Source organism: Streptomyces abyssomicinicus, from assembly GCF_008974245.1.
Classification (GTDB): domain Bacteria; phylum Actinomycetota; class Actinomycetes; order Streptomycetales; family Streptomycetaceae; genus Streptomyces; species Streptomyces abyssomicinicus.
In genome coordinates this window covers 266527-287613 of sequence record NZ_BBZI01000011.1, presented here as the reverse complement: position 1 = coordinate 287613, position 21087 = coordinate 266527, and the positions used below count along the sequence as shown (strand labels likewise).

Sequence of the window (21087 nt, the reverse complement as noted above, 5' to 3'; positions counted from 1 at the left end):
GTCACGGGTCCATCGTCACAGAGTCCAGGCGGGCAGGCAGACCGCGAGGGCCGTCACGGGCAGGGCCAGCGCGGCCGACCACTGCGCCCGCGTCGCCGCCCGCCCGTCCAGCACCGGCATGGCGCCGGTGTAGCCCCGGCTCACCATGGCCAGGTGGACCCGCTCGCCGCGCTCGTAGGTGCGGATGAACAGCGCGCCGGCCGTCCGGGCCAGCACGCCCCAGGCCCGCGGGCCGCGGGCACGGAAGCCGCGCGACTCGCGGGCGATCCGCATCCGGGCCAGCTCGTCGGCGATGACGTCGCCGTAGCGGAGCATGAACGAGGCGATCTGCACCAGCATCGGAGGCATCCGCAGCCGCTGGAGCCCGAGCAGCAGGTCGCGCAGTTCGGTGGTGGCGGCCAGCAGGACGGAGGCGCCGACGCCCAGGGTCCCCTTGGCCAGGATGTTCCACGCGCCCCACAGCCCGGAGACGCTGAGCTGCATGCCCAGCACCTCGGTCCGCCCGCCCTGCGCCACGAACGGCAGCAGCAGGGCGAACGCGACGAACGGCACCTCGACGGCCATCCGCCGCAGCGCGAACCCGGCGGGCACCCGCGCCGCCCGGGCCACCGCCGCCAGCAGCAGCGCGTACCCGGCGAACGCCCAGACCGCCTCACGGGGCGTGGAGACCACGACGACCACGAAGGCCAGGACGGCGACGAGCTTGGTGTGCGCGGGCAGCCGGTGCACCGGCGAGTGCCCGTGCAGGTGGAGCCGGTGCGCGTGCCCGGAGCCCACGGCGGTCAGGACTTCCCGTGACCGGCGGTGCTCTCGCGGGCCGCGGCCTCGTCCTGCGCGGACCGCGCCGACTCACGGCGGCGCACCACCAGGAAGACGCCGGTGCCCACGGCGGCCGTGACGCCCACGCCGATCACTCCGGCCAGGCCGACCGACAGCCGCTCGTCGTCCACCCCGCTGACCCCGTAGTCGGCCAGCGGGCCGTCGGCGACGGCGTGCTCCTCGGCGCCCCGGTCGATGCCGTGGTCGACGGCCACCTTCTCCAGGCCGTCCGGGGAGGCCGAGGCGTAGAAGCTGACGAACCCTGCCAGCACCAGGGAGGCGGCCAGACCCGCGAACCACACGGCCCGCGAGGAGCGCGGCGCGGGCCCGGCGGCGGCCGGGGCGGCGGGCGCGTCGACCAGCTCGCCGCCGACCTTGAGCTTCAGCGGGCGGGCCAGCCCGCGGGCGCCGTGCACCAGGTCGGGCCGGACGGCGATCACGGCGCCCACGGTCAGGGCGGTGATGACGCCCTCGCCGATGCCGATCAGGATGTGCACGCCGCCCATGGCGGCCGCCACCGAGCCGATCGGCACGTCGGTGGTGCCGCCGACGGCGTAGAGCAGGGTGAAGAACAGCGCGGACGCCGGCACCGAGATCAGCGCGGCGACGAAGGCGGAGGCGGTGACGGTGGACCGGCCGGCGGGCAGCACCCGCAGCAGCGTCCGGAAGACCAGGTGGGCCACCACGACGGTGACCAGCGCCATGCAGGTGATGTTGGTGCCGAGCGCGGTGAGGCCTCCGTCGGCGAACATGATCGCCTGGAGCAGCAGCACCACGGAGACGCAGAGGACCCCGGTGAAGGGGCCGACCAGGATCGCGGCCAGCGCGCCGCCCAGCAGATGCCCGCTGGTCCCGGCGGCCACCGGGAAGTTCAGCATCTGCACGGCGAAGATGAACGCGGCGGTCAGACCGGCGAGCGGCGCGGTCCGCTCGGCGCCCGGTCCGGCGGCACCGGCCGTGGGGCCCGCGGCGGCGGAGCCCGCCAGTTCGCGGCGGGCGCCGCGCAACGACAGGGCGACGGCGCCGGCAGCTATCACACCGGTCGCGACGGATGTGGGGGCGTCGAGGAAGCCATCGGGTACATGCACTGTTCGATGGTGCCGCTTGTTGCAACATCCTTGCAAGAACGAGTACTACGCCGGAGAGCGGAAACCGGCGAAAACTGGCACATTGTGTGCGTGTCCGCGATCGAGCAGTACACACGAGCGCACGTCCTGACCGCGTCGCAGGAGGACCGGGGCCGGGTCCCGGTGCTGCTGCGGCACGAGAGCGGGGCGTCGGAGGTGACGATCCGCCTGGCGGCGCCGACGCCGCACGAGTGGCGGGTGGACCGGGCGCTGCTGGAGCGGGGCGTGTGCAGCCCCGCGCGGGGCGCCGAGGCGGGCGGGGTGCGGGTGTGGCCCTGCGGGCGGGCCGGCACGGTGGTGGAGCTGCCGGGTGAGCGGGGCGTGGTGGTCGCCCAGTTCGACACCACCGTCCTGCTCCGCTTCCTCGGCCGCATCCACGCCGCGGTCACCGGCGCCCCGACCCCCGCCCCGACCGGCGCGCCCACCGCCTCCGCCCCACCCCTGACCCCCGCCCCGCACCCCTGACGGGCCCTTCACGGCACACGCCCTCACGGCGCCGCGCCGGGACCGCCCGCGGCGCCCGGGTCGCCCCCCGGGTCGCCCCCCGGGTCGCCCCCGGGCACCGAGGTACCGCCCGCGGTGGCCGCTCAGCCCGCGCGGAGCATCAGGCCCAGGCCCAGCACCACCAGCACGGCCCCCACCACCCGCGGCAGCCCGAACCGCTCCTTGAACAGGACCGCCCCGATGGCCGCCCCCACGATGATCGAGGACTCCCGCAGCGCCGCGACCGGCGCCATCGGCGCCCGCGTCTGCGCCCACAGCACCAGCCCGTACGCCGTCACCGACAGCCCCGCGCCCAGCAGCCCCAGCGCCGCGTGCGGCCGCAGGGCGGCGACGGCGCCGCCCCGCAGCCGGGAGAGCGCGTACAGCGGGACGCCCAGCCCGCCCAGGGCCATGAGGTACGCCGTGTAGCCCGCGGCCGCCCCGGCCGCCGGCCCCGCGGCCCGCACCCCGAGCCCGTCGACCACGGTGTACGCGGCGATGGCGAGCCCGGTCGCGAGGGCGGCCCCGATCGCCGCCGGGTCCGGCCGCCGCCCCCGCAGGCCCCACAGGGCCACGCCGGACAGGCCCAGGCAGGACACGACCACCCCGGCCATCGCCCACCCGCCCGGCACCTCGTGGGCGAGGACGGCCGCCAGCACGGTCACCACCAGCGGCGCGGTGCCCCGGGCGATCGGATAGGCCTGCCCGAAGTCACCCAGCCGGAACGACCGCATCAGCAGCAGGTAGTAGAGGACGTGCAGCACCGCCGAGCCCAGCAGGTACGGCCACGCCCCCGCCGCCGGAACCGGCACCAACGGCATCGCGACGACGCCGATCAGCGCCCCGCCCCCGGCGATCAGCGTGAATCCGACCAGCTTGTCGGCGATCCGGTGCGCCAGGGCGTTCCAGGCGGCGTGCGTGACCGCGGCCAGCCCCACCGCCGCCACGACCAGCGGCGTCATACCGTCCGCTCGGCGGTCTCCCGGACGTCGACGACCACGGCGTCGGCCAGCGCGACCAGCTCGCCCGGGGCGACGGGGAACACCGAGTGCGGTGTCCCCGCCGCCGCCCACAGCACCTCGTGGGCGAGCAGCGAGCGGTCGGCGAGGACCCGGGTGCGGGTGCGGTGCCCGAACGGGGGCACGCCCCCGATGGCGTAACCCGTGGCCTCCCGGACCGTCGCCGCCGTGGCCCGGGCGACCTGTTCCGCGTCCAGCTCCCGCCGCACCGCCTCCAGGTCGACCCGCCCGGCGCCGTCCATCAGGACCAGTACCGGCTCGTCGCCCACCGCGAAGATCAGGGACTTGCAGATCTGTGAGAGGTCGCAGCCGACCGCCGCGGCGGCCTCGGCGGCGGTCCGCACGGCGTCCGGGTACCGGCGGACACCCGCCAGCAGGTGCTCCAGCCCCCGCTCCCGCAGGGCGGCGGCGAAGCGGGGGTGGGCGGCGTCCGCTCCGGCGTCCCCGCTCAGGTCATGCGCCTGGTTCTCGATGGTCATGACCGCACGCTAGTGATCTCCCCCTCCCCGGTGCGACCCCGTTCCACCCACCGGGCGGGCACCGGGCAACCACCATGCGGGCACCGGGCGGGCGGATCCGCCCCCGGCGCGGACCCGAAGCGCTCCATTCGGCCCCGACCGGCCCCGGCGCGGCCGCCGCCCGAGTTGCCCGGCCGCCCAGGCCGCCGAAGCATGGTGGGGTGACCTTTTTGCGCCTGCCCCACATCCGCGGCGACCTGCTGTGCTTCGTGGCCGAGGACGATCTCTGGCTGGCGCCCTTGGACAAGGGCGGCGAGTGCGGCCGGGCGTGGCGGCTCACCTCGGACCGCACCAAGACCGGCCACCCCCGCTTCTCGCCGGACGGCACGCTGATCGCGTACACCTCCTGGCACACCCTGGTGCCCGAGGTGCACGTGATGCCGGTGGAGGGCGGCAAGGCGACCCGGCTGACCTACTGGGGCGGCCCGGACGCCCGGGTCTGCGGCTGGACACCGCCCGACCCGGAACTCGGCGGCCGCAGCGACATCCTCGCCGTCTCCTCCCACGGCCGGCCGTTCCCGATCACCTTCTCCTACGCGGTCCCCCTGGACGGCGGCCCCGGCTCACCCCTGCGGTGGGGGCCGGTCTCCGACATCGACCTCACCACCGGCCCCGCGGTGACCGGGACGGAGTCCGCCGCGGCGGACGCGGCAGGGGCCGACGCGGTTCGCGACGCCGACGGTGATACCGAGAGCGACGGCGAGTGGCGCACCCTGCTGCTCACCGGCACGCCCCCGCACGAGCCGGCCTCCTGGAAGCGCTACCGCGGCGGCGCCACCGGCCGCCTCTGGCTGGACGGGCGGCGGCTCCTCGCCGACATCGGCGGACACCTGGACTGCCCGCAGTTCATCGGCGACCGGATCGCCTTCCTCTCCGACCACGAGGGCGTCGGCAACCTCTACTCCTGCGCCCTGGACGGCACGGACCTTCGCCGCCACACCGACCACGCCGAGTTCTACGCCCGCAACGCCGCCGGCGACGGCACCCGGGTGGTCTACCAGTGCGGCGGCGACCTGTGGATGCTCGACGACCTCACGGCGGACTCCGAGCCCCGACGGCTGGACGTCCGCACCGGCGGCCCGCGCGCCGGCCGCCGCCGCCACCAGGTACCCGCCGCGCAGCACGTCGGCGGGATCGCGGTGGACGAGACCGGGCGGGCCAGCGCGGTCGTGGTCCGGGGCAGCCTGTACTGGCTCACCCACCGCGACGGCCCGGCGCGGACCCTGACCGACATGCCGGGAGTGCGGGTGCGCCTGCCGGAGACGCTGGGCGGCAGCGGCCGGATCGCCTACGTGACCGACGCCGAGGGCGAGGACGCCGTCGAGATCGCCTACCTGCCGCGCGCCACCGGCGACCGGGCCCCGCACCGGCTCGCCTCCGGGCGGCTGGGCCGCGTGCTGGAGATGGCGGCCGACCCGGAGGGCAACCGCCTCGCGGTCGCCTCCCACGACGGCCGCCTGATGCTGATCACCGTCTCCGACGACGCCGGCTCCGACACCGAGGCGTACGGCTCGGTCACCGAACTGGTCCGCTCCGACAACGGCCCGGTCCGCGACCTCGCCTTCTCGCCCGACGGCGCCTGGCTCACCTGGTCGCACCCGACCGTCGGGCGGACCCTGCGCCGGATCAGGCTGGCCCGGATCAAGGACGGCACGGTCGTCGACGTCACCGACGGCCGCTTCGAGGACGAGAGCCCCGTCTTCACCAGCGACGGCCGCTACCTGGCCTTCCTCTCCTGGCGCGGCTTCGACCCGGTGTACGACGTGCACACCGGCGACCTCTCCTTCCCGCTGGGCTCCCGCCCCTACCTGGTGCCGCTCTCCTCCGCCACGCCGTCGCCGTTCGCCCTGTCCCCCGAGGGCCGCCCGGCGGCGGGCGGACTGGAGCTGGAGGGGACGGACGAGCCGGGCGTGGTCTCCATCGAGACGGAGGGCCTGGAGAGCCGGGTCACGCCGTTCCCGGTGGCCGCCTCCAAGTACTCCTCCCTCACCCCGGTGGCGGGCGGCGGCCTCGTCTGGCTGCGCTGGCCCATCTCCGGCGCGCTCGGCGAGACCTTCGCCAACCCGGACGACCCCAGCGACCGGCCCTCCCTGGAGCACTTCCACATCGCCAAGGCCCGGCGCACCGAACTCGTCCACCACCTGGAATGGTTCGGCGTCAGCGGAGACGGCACCCGGCTGGTGGTCGTCCAGGACGGCGAGCTGCGCGCCATGCCGGCCACCGAACTCGGCGACGCCGACACCACGGTGTGGATCGACGCCCGGCGGATCCTGCACCGGGTCGACCCGGGCGCCGAGTGGCGGCAGGCGTTCGAGGAGGCCGGGCGGCTCACCCGGGCCTACTTCTGGGACCCGGGCATGTGCGGCATCGACTGGGACGCGGTCCTCGCCCAGTACCGGCCCCTGGTCGAACGGGTCAGCACGCCCGACGAGTTCGCCGACCTGCTGCGCGAGGTCCTGGGCGAGCTGGGCACCTCGCACGCCTACGTCACCCCGGCCCGCCGCAACGAGGGCCCGCCGCACTACCAGCGGCGGCAGGGCCTGCTCGGCGCGGACCTCGTGCGCACGCCGGCGGGCTGGCAGGTCAAGCGGATCCTGCCGGGCGACTCCTCCGACTCGCGCGCCCGCTCCCCGCTGGCCGGCACCGGCATCCGCGAGGGCGCGGTGCTCACCCACGTGAACGGCCGCCCGGTCGAGGTCACCGCCGGCCCCTTCCCGCTGCTCGCCGGCACCGGCGACACCACCGTGGAGCTGACGTTCGCGGCCCCCGGCGGCGGCCCCACCCGCCGGGTGGCGGTGCTGCCGCTGACCGACGAGCGGCCGCTGCGCTACCAGACCTGGGTCGCCGAACGGCGGGAGATCGTGCGGGAGCTGAGCGAGGGCCGGTGCGGCTACCTGCACATCCCCGACATGGGCGGCTCCGGCTGGGCGCAGTTCAGCCGGGACGTCCGCATGGAGGTCTCCCGCCCCGCCCTGATCGTCGACGTGCGCGGCAACGCGGGCGGGCACATCAGCGAGCTGGTGGTCGAGCAGCTGACACGGACCATCCTCGGCTGGGACGTCACCCGGCACGCCGAGCCGGTGTCCTACGCCTCCAACGCCCCGCGCGGGCCGGTGGTCGCGGTCGCCGACGAGGCGACGTCCTCCGACGGCGACATGATCACGGCGGCGTTCAAGCTGCTGGAGCTCGGCCCGGTGGTCGGCCAGCGGACCTGGGGCGGCGTGGTCGGCATGACCGGCCGCCACCGGCTCGGCGACGGCACGGTCATCACCGTCCCGATGAACGCGGCGTGGTTCGACGCGTACGGGTGGTCGGTCGAGAACCACGGCGTCGAACCGGACGTCGAGGCCCTGCGCACCCCGCTCGACTGGGCCGAGGGCCGCCTCACCGGCCTGGAGGAGGCCGTCCGCATCGCCCTCGACCTCCTCTCCGAGCGGCCCGCCGCCGAACCCCCGGACCGCGACACCGTCCCGGACCGCACCCGCCCGCCACTGCCGCCCCGGAACTGACCCACCCGCGGCGGGTCGCCGCCCGGGCCTCGGGCCCGCCCGGAGCGACGGCACGGCGACCAGGCACACCGGCGGGGACCAGCCCGGCCCCGGCCCTGCGGACCGGGGCCGCGGTCCCGCCGCATCCTCCCGCCCGGGACCGTCACACCGGCCGGCCGGGGCGACGGCGCGCCGACCGCGGCGACGGGCTCCGCACCGCTGACGGCCATGCCACGCCTCACGCAACCTCGGTCGGGGGCGGGAGACCGACTCCGCCGCACCACACTCCGCACCGGCAGGCCCGACACTGCGCCTTCCCCACCCGAGGCATGCATCCGGACCGACTACGACGCCGCGGCCAGGGCATCAGGCGCAGCCGCACCAACGGCACGGCGACCGGAGCGGCGGCACAGCGACCCGGGTTGGCCGGGGCAACTGCGCGGCAGGCCAAGGCGACGGCGAGGCAGCCCGGGGCAGCGGCACGGCGGGCCAGGACAGCGGCGAGGCGCCCGGGGCGGGCCGAGGCGGCGACTCGGCGACCGGAGCGGCGGCACAGCAGCCCGGGTTGGCCGGGGCAACTGCGCGGCAGGCCAAGGCGACGGCGAGGCAACCCGGAGCAGCGGCACAGCGGGCCAAGACAGCGGCGAGGCGCCCGGGGCGGGCCGGGGCGGCCACTCGGCGGCCGGGGCACCTGCGCGGCGGGCCAAGGCGGCGGCACTGCGGCCGGCGCGGCGGCCCCGGGCGGCGGCCCGGCGGCCCGGGCAGCCCGGGCGGCGGCCGGCGCGGCGACACTGCGGCCCGGGTGGTGGCAGGGTGGGCTACGGCTTGCGGAGGCGCCGGTCCAGGGCGAGGGAGAGTTCCGCCTGGACCACGCTCCGCGCCAGCGGGCGCAGACGGTGCGCGTCCTCCGCCGGGGCGTGCGCGCCGACCAGTTCCGCGAAGAGGTCCGCGACCGCGTCGGCGTGCTCCCGCACCCGCCGCCCCGCCTCCAGCACCGCCCCCAGCGGGATGCCCGCCCGCACCAGGGCCGACGACGCGTCCAGCAGGTTCCGGCTGATGTGCACGAACTCCTCGCCGTCCACGGCGACATAGCCGAGCTCCATCGCCGCGACCAGGTTCTCCGGCGACACCTCGCCGGCGAACCGTTCCGCCAGCTCCTCCGGGGTGAGCCGCACCGGGGTCTCCTCGGTGGGGGCGACCCCCAGGAGCTCCCCCACCCCCCGCCCGTGCTCGAACGCCTCGGCCAGCTCGGCGATGCCGGTCAGTGTGTGGCCCCGCTCCAGCAGCGCCGCGATGGTCCGCAGCCGGGCCAGGTGCCGGTCGTCGTACCAGGCGATCCGGCCCTCCCGCCGCGGCGGCGCCAGCAGCCTGCGCTCCCGGTAGAAGCGGAGGGTGCGCGTGGTGATGCCGGCCAGCCGCGCCAGTTCCTCCGCGCGGTACTCCCGCCGCCTGCCGTCGCCGTCGTCGTCGTGTGCCACCGTCGCCGCCTCGTCCGTCACGCCGATCACCCTAGGCCGTACCGTCGGTAACTTTCCTCCGCGCGACCCCTACCCATCGGTACACACCTGCCCTACGCTCCGAACATTGCCAGTGAATACTGGCAAGGTTCGTCGGACCCAGGCAACACTCAGCCAGACAGAGCGCAGGAGGCGGCGGGATGGCCGACTACGAGCACGAGCATGTACGGGTGGCGGTGATCGGCGCCGGATTCGGTGGCCTGGGCGCCGCGGTGCGGCTACGCCGCGAGGGCGTCACCGACTTCGTCGTCCTGGAACGCGCCTCCGCCATCGGTGGCACCTGGCGCGACAACAGCTACCCCGGGTGCGCGTGCGACGTGCCGTCGCACCTGTACTCGTTCTCATTCGCCCCCAACCCGGACTGGCCGCGCGCCTTCTCCGGGCAGCAGCACATCCACGCCTACCTGGAGAAGGTCGCCGACACCTTCGGCCTGCGCCCCCACATCCGCTTCGACTCCGAGGTCGAGCGCATGACCTGGGACAAGCGGGAACTGCACTGGGTGATCGAGACCAAGGACGGCGCGACCCTCACCGCGGACGTGGTGGTCAACGCGACCGGCCCGCTCTCCGACCCCAAGCTGCCGGACGTCCCCGGGATCGACTCGTTCCCCGGCAAGATCTTCCACTCCGCGCGCTGGGACCACGACTACGACCTCACCGGCAAGCGCGTCGCCATGGTCGGCACCGGCGCCTCGGCCATCCAGATCGTGCCCGCGATCCAGCCGAAGGCCGGCCGGCTGACCGTCCTCCAGCGCACGCCCCCGTGGGTGATGCCCCGCGCGGACCGCCCGATCGGCGGCCTGGAACGCGGCATCCACCGCGCCGTCCCGCTCACCACCAAGCTCCGCCGCGGCGTCCTGTGGGGCATCCGCGAGCTCCAGGTGCAGGCGTTCACCAAGCACCCCGACATGCTCGGCGTCGTCGAGAAGCTCGCCAAGGCCAACATGGCCAAGGCGATCAAGGACCCGGAGCTGCGCCGCAAGCTGACCCCCGACTACCGGATCGGCTGCAAGCGCATCCTGCTCTCCAACGCCTACTACCCGGCCCTCGCGCAGCCGAATGTGGACGTGGTGGCGAGCGGCCTGGCCGAGATCAAGGGCTCCACCGTGGTGGCCGCCGACGGCACCGGGACCGAGGTCGACGCGATCATCTTCGGCACCGGCTTCCACGTCACCGACATGCCGATCGCCGAGCGGGCGGTGGGCACCGACGGGCGGACCCTGGCGGAGACCTGGAAGGACGGCATGGCGGGCCTGCGCGGCACCACCACGGCCGGCTTCCCCAACTTCCTGCTGGTCATCGGCCCCAACACCGGTCTCGGCAACTCCTCGATGATCCTGATGATCGAGTCCCAGCTGAATTATCTCGCCGACTACCTGCGGCAGTTGGACACCCTCGGCGGCCGCGCCGCGCTGGACGTGCGGCCCGAGGCGCAGGAGGCCTGGACCGCACGGGTGCAGGAGCGGATGCGTCGCACCGTGTGGAACACCGGCGGCTGCACCAGCTGGTACCTGGACGCGAGCGGCCGCAACACCACCGTCTGGCCCGGCACCACCGCCGAGTTCCGCAAGGCCACCCGCCGGGTCGACCTGCTGGAGTACGGCGTCGTCCGCCCCGAACCCGCCCCCGCCCCCGCCGACGGCGCCGCCGGAGCCGGAACCGCCCCCGTGGAGGCCGCCGCGTGAGCAACCCCCTGGACCACATCAGGACGCTGGGCCGCTACCAGCCGCCCCCGCCCTCCCGCGAGCTGACCGCCGTCTCCGCGGACGGTGCCGGGATCTCCGTCGAGGTGCACGGCCCGCAGGACGCGCCCGCCGTGGTGCTGGCGCACGGCTGGACCTGCTCCGTCGCCTTCTGGGCGGCGCAGATACGCGCCCTGTCGGACCGGTTCCGCGTCATCGCCTACGACCAGCGCGGTCACGGCGGCAGCCCGCTGCACGCTCCGGTCGGCACCGGGAAGCTCGCCGACGACCTGGAGGCGGTGCTCGCCGCCACCCTCGCCCCCGGCGAGAAGGCGGTGATCGCCGGCCACTCCATGGGCGGCATGACGATCATGGCGGCGGCCGGCCGCCCCGGCTTCCGCGAGCACGCCGCGGCCGCCCTGCTCTGCTCCACCGGCGCCCACACCCTGGTGCCGGAGTCCACGGTGCTGCCGATCGGGCGCGGCGCGGTCCGCACCTGGATCACCGGGCAGATCCTCAGCTCCCCGCTGCCGATCGGCGGCCGCCCGAGCGGGATCAGCCGCAAGGCCGTCAAGTACGGCACCATGGGCCCGGGTTCGACACCGCAGATGGTGGAGGCCTGCGCGCGGGTGATCCACGCCTGCCCCACCAGGACGCGCCGGGCCTGGTCCCACGTCCTCTCGTCGCTCGAACTGAGCGAGGGCGTGCGGCGGTTGGACGTCCCCACCGAGGTGATCGTGGGCACCGCGGACCGGCTGACGCCGCCGGTGCACGCCCGTAACCTCGCCGGGGAACTGCCCGACTGCCTGGGCCTGACCGAACTGCCCGGCATCGGCCACATGACCCCCGTGGAGGCGCCGGACGTGGTCACCGACCGCATCACGTCCCTCGCCGCCGCCCACCTCACCCCCGGCACCACGGCCGGCGGGAAGAACGAGAAGCCCGGCGAGCCCGGCATGACCAAGGAGAACGCCGCATGAGCAAGGTCAACCTGGAAGGGCGGGTCGCCGTCGTCACCGGTGCCGCGCGGGGCGTCGGCGAACTGCTGGCCCGCAAGCTGTCGGTGCGCGGCGTGAAGATCGCGCTGGTGGGTCTGGAGCCGGAGCGGCTCAAGGAGGTCTCGTCCCGCCTGTACGCCGAGAGCGACTGGTGGCACGCGGACGTCACCGACCAGAACGCCATGGACCAGGTGGCCGCCGAGGTCAAGGAGCGGTTCGGGCGGATCGACATCGTGATCGCCAACGCGGGCGTCGCCACCGGCGGCCCGGTGGCCGGTTCCGACGCGGACGCCTGGCGCCGGGTCATCGAGGTCAACCTGATCGGCTCGGCGGTCACCGGGCGGGCGTTCCTGCCCGCGCTGCTGGAGACCCGCGGCTACCTGCTGCAGATCGCCTCGCTGGCCGCGCTCACCCCCGCCCCGATGATGTCGGCCTACTGCGCCTCCAAGTCCGGCGTCGAGGCGTACGCGCACTGCCTGCGCGGCGAGGTCGGCCACCGGGGCGTCGACGTGGGCGTCGGCTACCTGTCGTGGACCGACACCGACATGGTGCGCGGCGCCGACCAGGACGACGTGATGCGGGAACTGCGCAAGCGGCTGCCCTGGCCGACCAACAAGACCTATCCGCTCGGCCCCGCCGTGGACCGGCTGGTGGACGGCATCGAGCGGCGCTCCGCGCACATCTACGGCCAGTGGTGGCTGCGCGGCATGCAGTCGGTGCGCGGCGCACTGCCGATGCTGATCGGCACGATCGGCCCGCGGGAGGTGCGTCGCTTCGACGACCGCCTGGGCGAGGTGCGGCCCGGTCTGGTGGGCGCCGGAGGCGCCGCCGACGAGCAGGAACGGACGTCCCGGCACAGCGCGTGACGAGGGCGTGGCGACGGTCCGTGATGATCGAAATGCGTAGCGTGCGCGCCCGTGTCACGCTGGTCGAGCCCCGAACCCCTCACCACTCTTGGGAGTGAACAGCATGGGCATCAAGGACCAGTTCCAGGACAAGGCCGAGCGTCTCCAGCAGGAGGCGAACCAGCGCGCCGGTCAGCGCAGGGACGACGCGGGCGAGCGCCCCCCGTCCCGTGACCGCTCGCCGCAGCACGAGGACGACCGCTCGCGTCGCTCGCCGTCGTCGCAGGACGACATCTACGACGACGACACGATCTGACGCAGGTCCTCCGGCACACGCGCGCGGCCTGATCCTGCACCGGGGCGCCCCCTTCGGGGGGCGCCCTTCGCATGCCCGCCGGCAGCCGCCGACAGCCGCCTACAGGTCGTAGACCACGGTCACCGGCGCGTGGTCGGACCACCGCTCGGTATGGGTGGCGGCCCGCTCGACGAAGCCCTTGACCGCCCGGTCCGCGAGGCCCTCGGTCGCCGCGTGGAGGTCGATGCGCCATCCGGAGTCGTTGTCGAAGGCCCGGCCCCGGTAGGACCACCAGGAGTAGGGCCCCTCCGTGTCCGGGTGCAGGGCGCGGACCACGTCCACGTAGCCGCCGTCGCCCGGGGACAGGACGCGGGACAGCCACGCGCGCTCCTCCGGGAGGAAGCCGGAGTTCTTGCGGTTGGCCCGCCAGTTCCTGAGGTCCGCCTCCGCGTGGGCGATGTTCCAGTCCCCGCAGACCAGCACCTCACGGCCGTCGGCGGCGGCCCGCTCACGCAGGGACGTGAGGTACGGCAGGAACTCGTCCATGAACCGGTACTTCTCGTCCTGCCGCTCGGTCCCCACCTCCCCGGAGGGCAGGTAGAGGCTGGCGACGGTGACGCCCGGCAGGTCGGCCTCCAGGTACCGCCCGCTGCCGTCGAACTCCTGCGACCCGAAGCCGGTCCGCACCGCGTCCGGCTGCCGGCGGGTGTACAGCGAGACCCCGGCCCTGCCCTTGGCGGCGGCGGGCGCGTGGGTGACGTGCCACCCCTCCGGCGCCCCGGCGGCCCGCGGCAGCTGCCCGGGCTCGGCCCGCACCTCCTGGAGGCACAGCACGTCGGCGGAGGTCTCCGCCAGCCACTCGACGAAGCCCTTCTTCGCGGCGGCACGGAGTCCATTGACATTGACGGAGGTCACGGTGAGCACCGGAGAACAATACCGGCACACTGGACGGGACCCGCCCGTCTGTTCCCTTCTTCGTGGAGACGTACGATCCCCGCCATGAACATCCGCACCGTCCCCTTCGACCACCCCGACGCAGTGAAGCTGAACGACGAGGTCCAGGCCGAGTACCAGCGCCGTTACGGAGACGGCGGTGACGCCACCGTCCTGCACCCCGACGACTTCCGCCCGCCGCACGGGCTGTTCCTGATCGCCTACGACGAGCACGACCGCCCCGTCGCCACCGGGGGCTGGCGCACCCAGGACGAGAACGGCGAGGGCAACCGGGACGGTGACGCCGAGCTGAAGCGGATGTTCGTCGTCGAGCAGTGCCGCGGGCTGGGGCTGGCGCGGCGCATCCTCGGCATGCTGGAGGAGGACGCGCGGGCGGCCGGGCGGGTCCGGATGGTCCTGGAGACCGGTGACCAGCAGCCGGAGGCGGTCACCCTCTACGGCTCCTCCGGGTACGAGCGCTGCGAGAAGTTCGGTTACTACCGCACCTACGACTCCAGCATCTGCATGGCCAAGCCGCTGTGACCTCTCCGCCGGCGCCGGTCCCGCTCCGGCCCTGACCCCGGCGGCGGGCCGGAGCCCCGGGCGAAGGCCGCCGCGTGTTCCCGCGTCCGTACAACCCTCCAGTCACCTCGGGTGTCTTCTGTGGCACCGCTTGGTGAAGGCGCACAGAAGCAACTCCCGGCGAATCAGCGTCCCGGCGAACACGAACCGACGGGCCGCCCTTCACCCGGCACACCCGCACGACGCGTGCTCCTGGAGGAGTCCTCATGCGCAAACGCCTCTTGCTGATGTCCGCCACGGTGCTGGCCTGTGGCCTCACCCCGCTCGCCGCGACAGGCGCCCAGGCGGCCGCCGGCGTCCCGGGCGACATCGACAAGGACGGTTACCGGGACCTGGTCGTCTCCGCGCCGGACGCCACCGTCTCGGGCCGCGCCAAGGCCGGTGCGGTGGTCATCCTGTACGGGGGCGCCCAGGGCGTCGACGCGAAGCGGCGCACCGTGCTGACGCAGGACTCCCCCGGCATCCCCGGCGCCGCCGAGGCCGGGGACCGCTTCGGCGCCGCCGTGGCCGTCCACGACCTGAACGCCGACGGGTACGGCGACCTGGTCGTCGGCTCCCCCGACGAGGAGGTCGCCGGGGACGTGGGCGGCGGGTCGGTCACCGTCGTCTGGGGCTCGGCGTCCGGCCCGGTGAAGGGCAAGACGGTCAAGGACCCCTGGCGGTCCGAGCACGACGCGTTCGGCCGGACCGTGGCGGTGGGCACCTACGACTCCCTCAACCCCGTCAACGGCGGCAAGCTGTCGATCGCGGTCGGCGCCAACGACGCGCAGGTCCTGTTCGCACCGGCCGACCTGTCCGAGTCGTCCGGCACCAGCGGCACCGGCCTCGACTTCAATCCCGGCCACGGCATCGCCGCCCTCACCTCCGTGGACCTGCCCGGCACCGGCGACGACCGTCTCCTCGTCCACGGCCGCGGCGACGGGGACGGCGGCTGGGGCCACGACGGGTACGGCGACGACCCCCGCACCCGGCTCGTCTCCCCCGGCGGGTCGCTGCACGCCACCCTGCCCGCGGGCACCAGCTCCGCCGTCGGCGACCTGAACGGCAACGGCTCCCCCGACCTCGTCGTCGGCAACCCCGAGGACCCCTCGCAGAGCCCCGGGACCGCGCTCGGCGGCCAGGTCACCGTCTACTTCGACGCCGGGTACGACGGCACACCCAGCTCCGTCCTGACCCTCACCCAGGACACCGCCGGCATGCCGGGCGCGGGCGAGCAGGGCGACCGCTTCGGCGCCTCGGTCGCCGTCGGCGACACCGACAAGGACGGCCGCGCGGACCTGGTGATCGGCACGCCCGGAGAGAACGCCGCGGCCGGCGCCGTCACCGTCGTCCGCGGGAGCGCCGACGGCCTGGACACCGCCCACGCCCGCAGCTGGCTCCAGAGCACCGCCGGCGTGCCGGGCAGCGCCGAACAGGGCGACGCCTTCGGCACGGCCGTCCAGCTCAGCGACATCGACAAGGACGGCCACGCGGACCTGCTGGTCGGAGCGCCGGGCGAGAACGGCCGGACGGGCGGCCTGTGGGTGCTGCGCGGCTCGGCCGCCTCGGTCACCGCGACCGGCGCCCTCTCCCTCACTCCCGGGGCGGTGGGGCTCGGTCAGGCCGGCGCCGCCCGCTTCGCGAACGTGGTGACCGGCCGGTGACCCTCCTGCGCCGTCCCGCCCCGACGTCCCCCGCCCCAGGAGCAGCCATGCAGGCCCACCGCCCCGTCCACCCCTCGCCCGCCCCCGGCCGAAGGACCGGCCGGACGTCGCGCACGGCCGTCGCCGCCGCGGCCGCGCTCTGCGCGGCCCTCACACCGGCCGTCGTCCTCCCCGCCTCGCCGGCCGCGGCCGCCTCCCCCTACCGCGGGGCCAACACCGCCGCCGTGCAGGACGACTTCAACGGCGACGGCTACCGCGACCTGGCCGTCGGCGCGCCCGGCGCCGCCAGCGGCACCGTCGACGCGGCGGGCGCGGTCGTGGTGTTCTACGGCTCCGCGAGCGGCGTCTCCGCGTCCCGGCGCGTCGTCATCACGCAGGCCACGACCGGCATACCGGGCACGCCGGAGCAGTGGGACTACTTCGGCTCGGCCGTCACCTCCGCCGACCTCGACCGCGACGGCTACGCCGACCTGCTCGTCGGCACCCCGAGCGAGTCGGCAGGCACCATGTGGGGCACCGGATCGCTCACCATCGTCTGGGGCGGGTCCTCGGGCCTCAAGGGCGGCGCGACCGTCCCGACCCCGACCGGTCTGGACGAGGGCTGCTACTTCGCCGCCGGCCTCGCGGTGGGAGACGTCACCGGTGACGGCGCCCCCGACCTCGGCGTCACCGGCCACTGCGGCGCCACCACCTACACCGGCCCCTTCACCCGCTCCGGGACCCCGGCGTCCCGGGCGTTCGTGAACCACCTCGGGACCAACCGGGGCGTCGTCATGGGCGACGTGAACGGCGACGGGAAGGCCGAACGCTTCTGGCTGCCGGGCCCGACCGACGGAGACGTGAGCGGACCCGTCCACCTGGAGAACCGCCACGGCTCCTACACCGAACTGCCCTTCGCCGACGGCCTCTCCGGCCGGATCGGCGACGTGAACGGCGACGGGTACGGCGACCTGGTCACCGGCATCCCCTACGACGCCTCGCTGACCCTCGGGGACACCCCCGCCCACCGCGGCGGCGAGATCCAGGTCCTCTACGGCGGTCCGCAGGGCATCGCCCCCGACCAGAAGCCCCAGGTCTTCCACCAGGACACCGCCGGGGTCCCGGGCGCCGCCGAGGACGGCGACCTGTTCGGCTCCTCGATCGGCGTCGGCGACGTCGACGGCGACACGTACGCCGACGTCCTGGTCGGCACCCCGGGCGAGGCCCTCGGCTCCCTCTCCTACGCGGGCTCCACCACCCTGCTGCGCGGGTCGGCGACCGGACTGACCGCGACCGGGGCGAAGTCCTTCACCCAGGACACGAGCGGCGTGCCCGGCACCGGCGAGGCGGGCGACATGTTCGGACAGTCCGTCCACCTGACCGACCTGAACAAGGACGGCCGGGCGGAGACGGTCGTGGGCGCCCCCGCCGAGAACGCGTACGGCGTGGTGTGGACCGCGAAGGGCTCGGCGTCCGGCCCTCTCGCCGTCGGCTCGTCGACGATCAGCGGCAACGGGGTCGGCCTCACCCGCCGGTACACCGAGTTCCGGTTCGGCGAGTACCTGCCCGGCGCCCGCTCCACCATCTGACGCGCCACGTAGGCCACGGAGCCGGGCGGCACCCGGGCCCCCCGCGGGCCGCCCGGCTCCGGCTGCGCCGGTACAGCGATACCAGGCGCAGCCGGACAGACACCGGAAACGACGAAGATCCCGCCGATCGTGAGATCGGCGGGATCTTCCTTGTGCAGTGGACCTGAGGGGATTCGAACCCCTGGCCCCCTCGATGCGAACGAGGTGCGCTACCGGACTGCGCCACAGGCCCTTGCAACGAGAGAAACTCTAGCATCCCCATCCGGGTGCTTGGAAATCCGTTCCGTGCGATCCCCGCAGGCCGGACGCCGGTCTACTCGTTGGCCGCCCTCGGCCGGTCGCGGTCCGCCTCCGCGTACTGGTCGAAGAGCGGCGTCCGCCCGCGGCCCCGGCCGCGGCGTGCGCCCGGCGGGGCCTGGCGACGGCCTTCCGGACGGGCCGGCGGCTCCTCGGCAGCCCCGGACGCGTCGGCCCCCGCGGCCCCTGCCGACCCCGCCGCCCCCGCGGACCCGTCGGTCCGGGCGGCCGCGTCGGACCGCTCGTGGGCGTCCGGGGCGACGGCGGCGCGGGCGGAGCTCCACGCGTCGTCGGTGAGGTCGAGGTCGGAGGTGGCGCGGGGGGCCACCGGGGCGGTGACGTAGGTCGGCAGCGGCACCGGCACCGGTTCCCAGCCGTCGGCCTGGCCCGCGCCGCGCTCCGGCTCACGCTGCTGGTCGACCCACTCGGCGTGGTCGGTCTGCTCGATCAGCGCCAGCCGGTCGGCGGCGAGGGAGGAGAGGGTGGCCGGACCCGGGTCGTGCTCCTCGAGGGCCGGCGACGCCTCGCGCGGACGCCCGGCGGGCCGCTCGACGCCCGCCTCGGGCCCGCGCCCGAGCCGCTCCGTCCGGCCGTCGGTGACCGGATCCGCCGAGGGGCGGGGACGGCGCCGGCCGCCGCGCTCCCGGCCCCGGTCCCGCTCCCGCTCGCGGCCCCGCTCCCGCACCCGGCGCGCCGCCTCCTCGGCCTGGCCGCGGTCCATGCGGTAGGCGAAGCGGCGGCGTTCCTGGGTCCGCAGGTAGGCGATGTAGACGCTGAGCAGCACGGCCGGCAGCGCCGGCGCCCAGAGGAACGCGACGCCGCCGACCGCCGCGGCGACCGCGCCGACGGTGAAGACCAGGAAGAGCAGGGTGGTGGTGCGGCGTCTGCGCGCGAGCACCTTGGTCCGCGCGACCTTCGCCCGCGCCGCCTCCGCGTCCCGTTCCGCGGCCGCCCGGGCCAGCCGCTCCGCGCGGCCGGGGTGCGGCTGCTCCCCCGGGGCGCCGGCCGGGGACCCTCCGGCCGCTCCGGCGGGAGCGGGACGCCGCGCGGGCGGCCCCTCCGCCCCGCGCCGGGGCCCGGGCCCCTCACCGCGACGGCGTTCCGGCGGGGCCGGGCGCGGATCGTCCGGGGGTACGGCGAAGGCCCGGACGTCGACCGAGTCGGTCACGGCGTCCGGGTCCACCCTGTCGGCCGCGGGCTCCGCCTCGTCGGCGGAGCGCGCGAGGTCCTTGGCGTAACGGCGCTCCATCCCCGCCCTTCCGGACAGCAGCCGGATGGCGGTGCTGAAGCGTTCCGTCGGACGGGCCTCGTTCAGCTCGTCCTGCCTACGGAGCCACATCGGCACCAAGTAGGCGGCCCAGGCCCCGACAATGACTGCGTAGATGAGGCCGCTGCTGCTCACAGTCACACGGTAGAGCGGTTTGGGTGAGGCCATCTGCCTATTCGCGCGGTGTGTCGCACGATCTGGCTGATATTTCGAGCCTTTTACGCGACCGATGTGATCACAGCCCGCCGGAAGCGTGAATTCCTGCACCCAAACGTGATCAGCACGGACAGGGAATTCGAACACTTATTCAATTACTGGGGAAAGCGTCACCTCGGGCGGCGTGCTCACGACCTCCGGCCGCTCAGCCTGGACAGACGGGTCATCATCCCTTCCGGGACCTCTTCCGCGGTCAGCGCGTAGACCAGGTGGTCGCGCCAGTCGCCGTCGATGTGGAGATAGCGGGGCCGCATCCCTTCCTCGCGGAATCCGAGTTTCTCCACCACGCGCCGGCTCGGCCCGTTCTCCGGGCGAATGCAGACCTCCAGGCGGTGAAGTCCCACGGCCCGGAAGCTGTGCTCCACGGCGAGCGCGACCGCCGTCGGCATCACCCCGCGGCCGGCCACCGCCTCGTCCACCCAGTAACCGATGTTGCCGGAGCACATGGAGCCCCAGGTGATGCTGCCGACCGTGATCTGCCCGGCCAGCCGCCCCCGGTACTCGACGACCCAGGGCATCATCCGCCCGGCCCGCGCCTCGGACCGCAGGTGACGGACCATCTGGCGGTAGGTGGGCCGGTGGGTGACGGGGCCGCCCGGCAGCGGGGGCGGGATGGTGGCCTCCCACCGGCGCAGCCAGTCGCGGTTGCGCCGGTTCACCTCGCGCCAGGCCGCCTGGTCGCGCATCCGCATCGGCCGCAGCCGGACGTCCCCGTGCGCCAGTTCCACCGGCCAGATCAGGCCGTTCAGCTCGCACCCCCGGACGACGGCGCCGGGGACGACGGCCCTCCGGACGGATCTCCCGGCGTCGCGTGGTCGCCGCCGCGGAGCTGGTCCACGGCGTGCGTCAGCAGGGTCTCCAGGACGGCGAGACCGTCCTTCACCCCTCCGGTGGAGCCGGGGAGGTTGACGATCAGCGTGGACCCGGCGACGCCCGCGATGCCCCGGGAGAGCGCCGCGGTGGGCACCTTCCCGCGTCCGTGGGCGCGGATCGCCTCGGGGATGCCGGGGACCTCGTGGCCGACGACTTTGCGGGTGGCCTCCGGGGTGCGGTCGGTGGGCGAGATTCCGGTACCGCCGGTGGTGAGGACCACGTCGTAGCCGGCCGCCACGGCGTCCCGCAGCGCGGCCTCCACCGGGTCGCCGTCGGGGACCACCACGGGTCCGTCCACGGTGAAGCCCAGCCGCTCCAGTCCCGCCGCCAGCAGCGGGCCGCCGCGGTCCTCGTAGACCCCGGCCGCGGCACGGTTGGAGGCGGTGACTACCAGCCCCCGGTAGGGCCGGCCGCCGCTCACGCCCGGCTCCAGTCGCCGGACTTGCCCCCGGTCTTCTCCTCCACCCGGACGTCGGTGATGACGGCACCCTTGTCGACCGCCTTCACCATGTCGACCACGGTGAGCGCGGCGACGGTCACCGCGGTGAGCGCCTCCATCTCCACCCCGGTGCGGTCCGTGGTCCGCACGGTGGCGGTGATCTCCACGGCGTCGTCGGCGACGGCGAGGTCGAGCTTCACCCCGGAGAGGGCCAGCGGATGGCAGAGCGGGATCAGTTCGGGCGTCTTCTTCGCGCCCATGATCCCGGCGATCCGTGCCGTGGCGAGGGCGTCGCCCTTGGGCACGCCCTCGCCACGCAGCAGTTCCACCACGCGCGGGTGGACCAGGACACGGCCGCTCGCCCTGGCGGTGCGGGCGGTCACGTCCTTCCCGGAGACGTCGACCATGCGGGCGGCGCCCGCCTCGTCGATGTGGGTCAGTCGATCCTGCGTACCCATGCGGAAGGCGTCCTTAGTCG

Annotated in this window: 19 protein-coding genes and 1 tRNA gene; 9 read left to right on the top strand and 11 right to left on the bottom strand. The window is 74.9% G+C overall.

Annotated features, from left to right (window positions below; translation table 11 throughout):
- Positions 1-15: 15 nt before the first annotated feature.
- Both cbiQ and GBN72_RS26610 read right to left on the bottom strand, forming a co-directional pair.
- The gene (gene cbiQ / locus GBN72_RS26615) at positions 16-777 is read right to left on the bottom strand and encodes a cobalt ECF transporter T component CbiQ (protein WP_151774441.1); all 762 of its coding nucleotides are present in this window, start codon (positions 775-777) and stop codon (positions 16-18) included.
- 5 nt (positions 778-782) lie between these two features.
- Positions 783-1907 carry an energy-coupling factor ABC transporter permease gene (locus tag GBN72_RS26610; protein WP_151774440.1) on the bottom strand — a complete coding sequence of 375 codons (1125 nt, stop codon included), beginning with the start codon at positions 1905-1907 and terminating at the stop codon, positions 783-785.
- A 90-nt stretch (positions 1908-1997) separates the two neighbouring features.
- Here GBN72_RS26610 and GBN72_RS26605 point away from each other — a divergent pair, with 90 nt between their 5' ends.
- Positions 1998-2411 (top strand): SsgA family sporulation/cell division regulator, encoded by a 414-nt coding sequence (locus tag GBN72_RS26605; protein ID WP_151774439.1) that lies wholly within the window; start codon positions 1998-2000, stop codon positions 2409-2411.
- Positions 2412-2533: 122 nt separating this feature from the next.
- Here the strand turns inward: GBN72_RS26605 and GBN72_RS26595 are convergent, their stop codons facing one another.
- On the bottom strand, positions 2534-3391 hold the full coding sequence (locus tag GBN72_RS26595) for an EamA family transporter (RefSeq protein WP_151774438.1): 858 nt from the start codon (positions 3389-3391) through the stop codon (positions 2534-2536).
- On the bottom strand, positions 3388-3927 hold the full coding sequence (locus GBN72_RS26590; protein WP_151774437.1) for a YbaK/EbsC family protein: 540 nt from the start codon (positions 3925-3927) through the stop codon (positions 3388-3390). The genes GBN72_RS26595 and GBN72_RS26590 overlap by 4 nt, the downstream gene beginning before the upstream one ends.
- Positions 3928-4127: 200 nt before the next feature.
- Between GBN72_RS26590 and GBN72_RS26585 the strand changes: the two genes are divergently transcribed.
- Complete coding sequence (locus GBN72_RS26585) at positions 4128-7475, top strand: S41 family peptidase (protein WP_151774436.1); 3348 nt, start codon at positions 4128-4130, stop codon at positions 7473-7475.
- Positions 7476-8272: 797 nt separating this feature from the next.
- On the opposite strand, the gene GBN72_RS26580 is transcribed toward GBN72_RS26585, so the two are convergent.
- Positions 8273-8932: a MerR family transcriptional regulator gene (locus GBN72_RS26580; protein WP_151774596.1), complete on the bottom strand. Its 660-nt coding sequence runs from the start codon at positions 8930-8932 to the stop codon at positions 8273-8275.
- Positions 8933-9111: 179 nt separating this feature from the next.
- On the opposite strand from GBN72_RS26580, the gene GBN72_RS26575 reads away from it, so the two are divergent.
- From GBN72_RS26575 to GBN72_RS26560, 4 genes are all read left to right on the top strand, one after another.
- Positions 9112-10656 carry a flavin-containing monooxygenase gene (locus GBN72_RS26575; RefSeq protein WP_151774435.1) on the top strand — a complete coding sequence of 515 codons (1545 nt, stop codon included), beginning with the start codon at positions 9112-9114 and terminating at the stop codon, positions 10654-10656.
- A complete protein-coding gene (locus tag GBN72_RS26570) occupies positions 10653-11633 on the top strand; it encodes an alpha/beta fold hydrolase (protein ID WP_246212928.1) in 981 nt (326 codons plus the stop codon). Before GBN72_RS26575 ends, GBN72_RS26570 begins: the two co-directional genes overlap by 4 nt.
- Entirely contained in the window at positions 11630-12517 is an 888-nt protein-coding gene (locus GBN72_RS26565) for an SDR family oxidoreductase (protein WP_151774434.1), read from the top strand. Before GBN72_RS26570 ends, GBN72_RS26565 begins: the two co-directional genes overlap by 4 nt.
- Positions 12518-12620: 103 nt before the next feature.
- On the top strand, positions 12621-12812 hold the full coding sequence (locus GBN72_RS26560; RefSeq protein ID WP_151774433.1) for a hypothetical protein: 192 nt from the start codon (positions 12621-12623) through the stop codon (positions 12810-12812).
- Between the two features lie 99 nt (positions 12813-12911).
- Here GBN72_RS26560 and GBN72_RS26555 read toward each other — a convergent pair whose 3' ends face one another.
- Complete coding sequence (locus GBN72_RS26555) at positions 12912-13715, bottom strand: exodeoxyribonuclease III (protein WP_164540888.1); 804 nt, start codon at positions 13713-13715, stop codon at positions 12912-12914.
- A 75-nt stretch (positions 13716-13790) separates the two neighbouring features.
- On the opposite strand from GBN72_RS26555, the gene GBN72_RS26550 reads away from it, so the two are divergent.
- From GBN72_RS26550 to GBN72_RS26540, 3 genes are all read left to right on the top strand, one after another.
- Entirely contained in the window at positions 13791-14267 is a 477-nt protein-coding gene (locus GBN72_RS26550) for a GNAT family N-acetyltransferase (RefSeq protein ID WP_151774431.1), read from the top strand.
- A gap of 245 nt (positions 14268-14512) precedes the next feature.
- On the top strand, positions 14513-15949 hold the full coding sequence (locus GBN72_RS26545) for an FG-GAP-like repeat-containing protein (RefSeq protein WP_151774430.1): 1437 nt from the start codon (positions 14513-14515) through the stop codon (positions 15947-15949).
- A 47-nt stretch (positions 15950-15996) separates the two neighbouring features.
- The gene (locus GBN72_RS26540) at positions 15997-17517 is read left to right on the top strand and encodes an FG-GAP-like repeat-containing protein (RefSeq protein WP_151774429.1); all 1521 of its coding nucleotides are present in this window, start codon (positions 15997-15999) and stop codon (positions 17515-17517) included.
- 158 nt (positions 17518-17675) lie between these two features.
- On the opposite strand, the gene GBN72_RS26535 is transcribed toward GBN72_RS26540, so the two are convergent.
- The 5 genes from GBN72_RS26535 to moaC all read right to left on the bottom strand — a co-directional run bounded on the left by GBN72_RS26535 (position 17676) and on the right by moaC (position 21067).
- Positions 17676-17749: transfer RNA gene (locus GBN72_RS26535), tRNA-Ala, on the bottom strand.
- Positions 17750-17830: 81 nt separating this feature from the next.
- Entirely contained in the window at positions 17831-19216 is a 1386-nt protein-coding gene (sepX, locus tag GBN72_RS26530) for a divisome protein SepX/GlpR (protein ID WP_151774428.1), read from the bottom strand.
- A gap of 209 nt (positions 19217-19425) precedes the next feature.
- Complete coding sequence (locus tag GBN72_RS26525; protein ID WP_151774594.1) at positions 19426-20034, bottom strand: GNAT family N-acetyltransferase; 609 nt, start codon at positions 20032-20034, stop codon at positions 19426-19428.
- Positions 20035-20042: 8 nt separating this feature from the next.
- Positions 20043-20591, bottom strand: a complete 549-nt coding sequence (locus GBN72_RS26520) for a MogA/MoaB family molybdenum cofactor biosynthesis protein (RefSeq protein ID WP_151774427.1) — start codon at positions 20589-20591, stop codon at positions 20043-20045.
- Positions 20588-21067: a cyclic pyranopterin monophosphate synthase MoaC gene (gene moaC / locus GBN72_RS26515; RefSeq protein ID WP_151774426.1), complete on the bottom strand. Its 480-nt coding sequence runs from the start codon at positions 21065-21067 to the stop codon at positions 20588-20590. The genes GBN72_RS26520 and moaC overlap by 4 nt, the downstream gene beginning before the upstream one ends.
- Between the last annotated feature and the right edge of the window lie 20 nt (positions 21068-21087).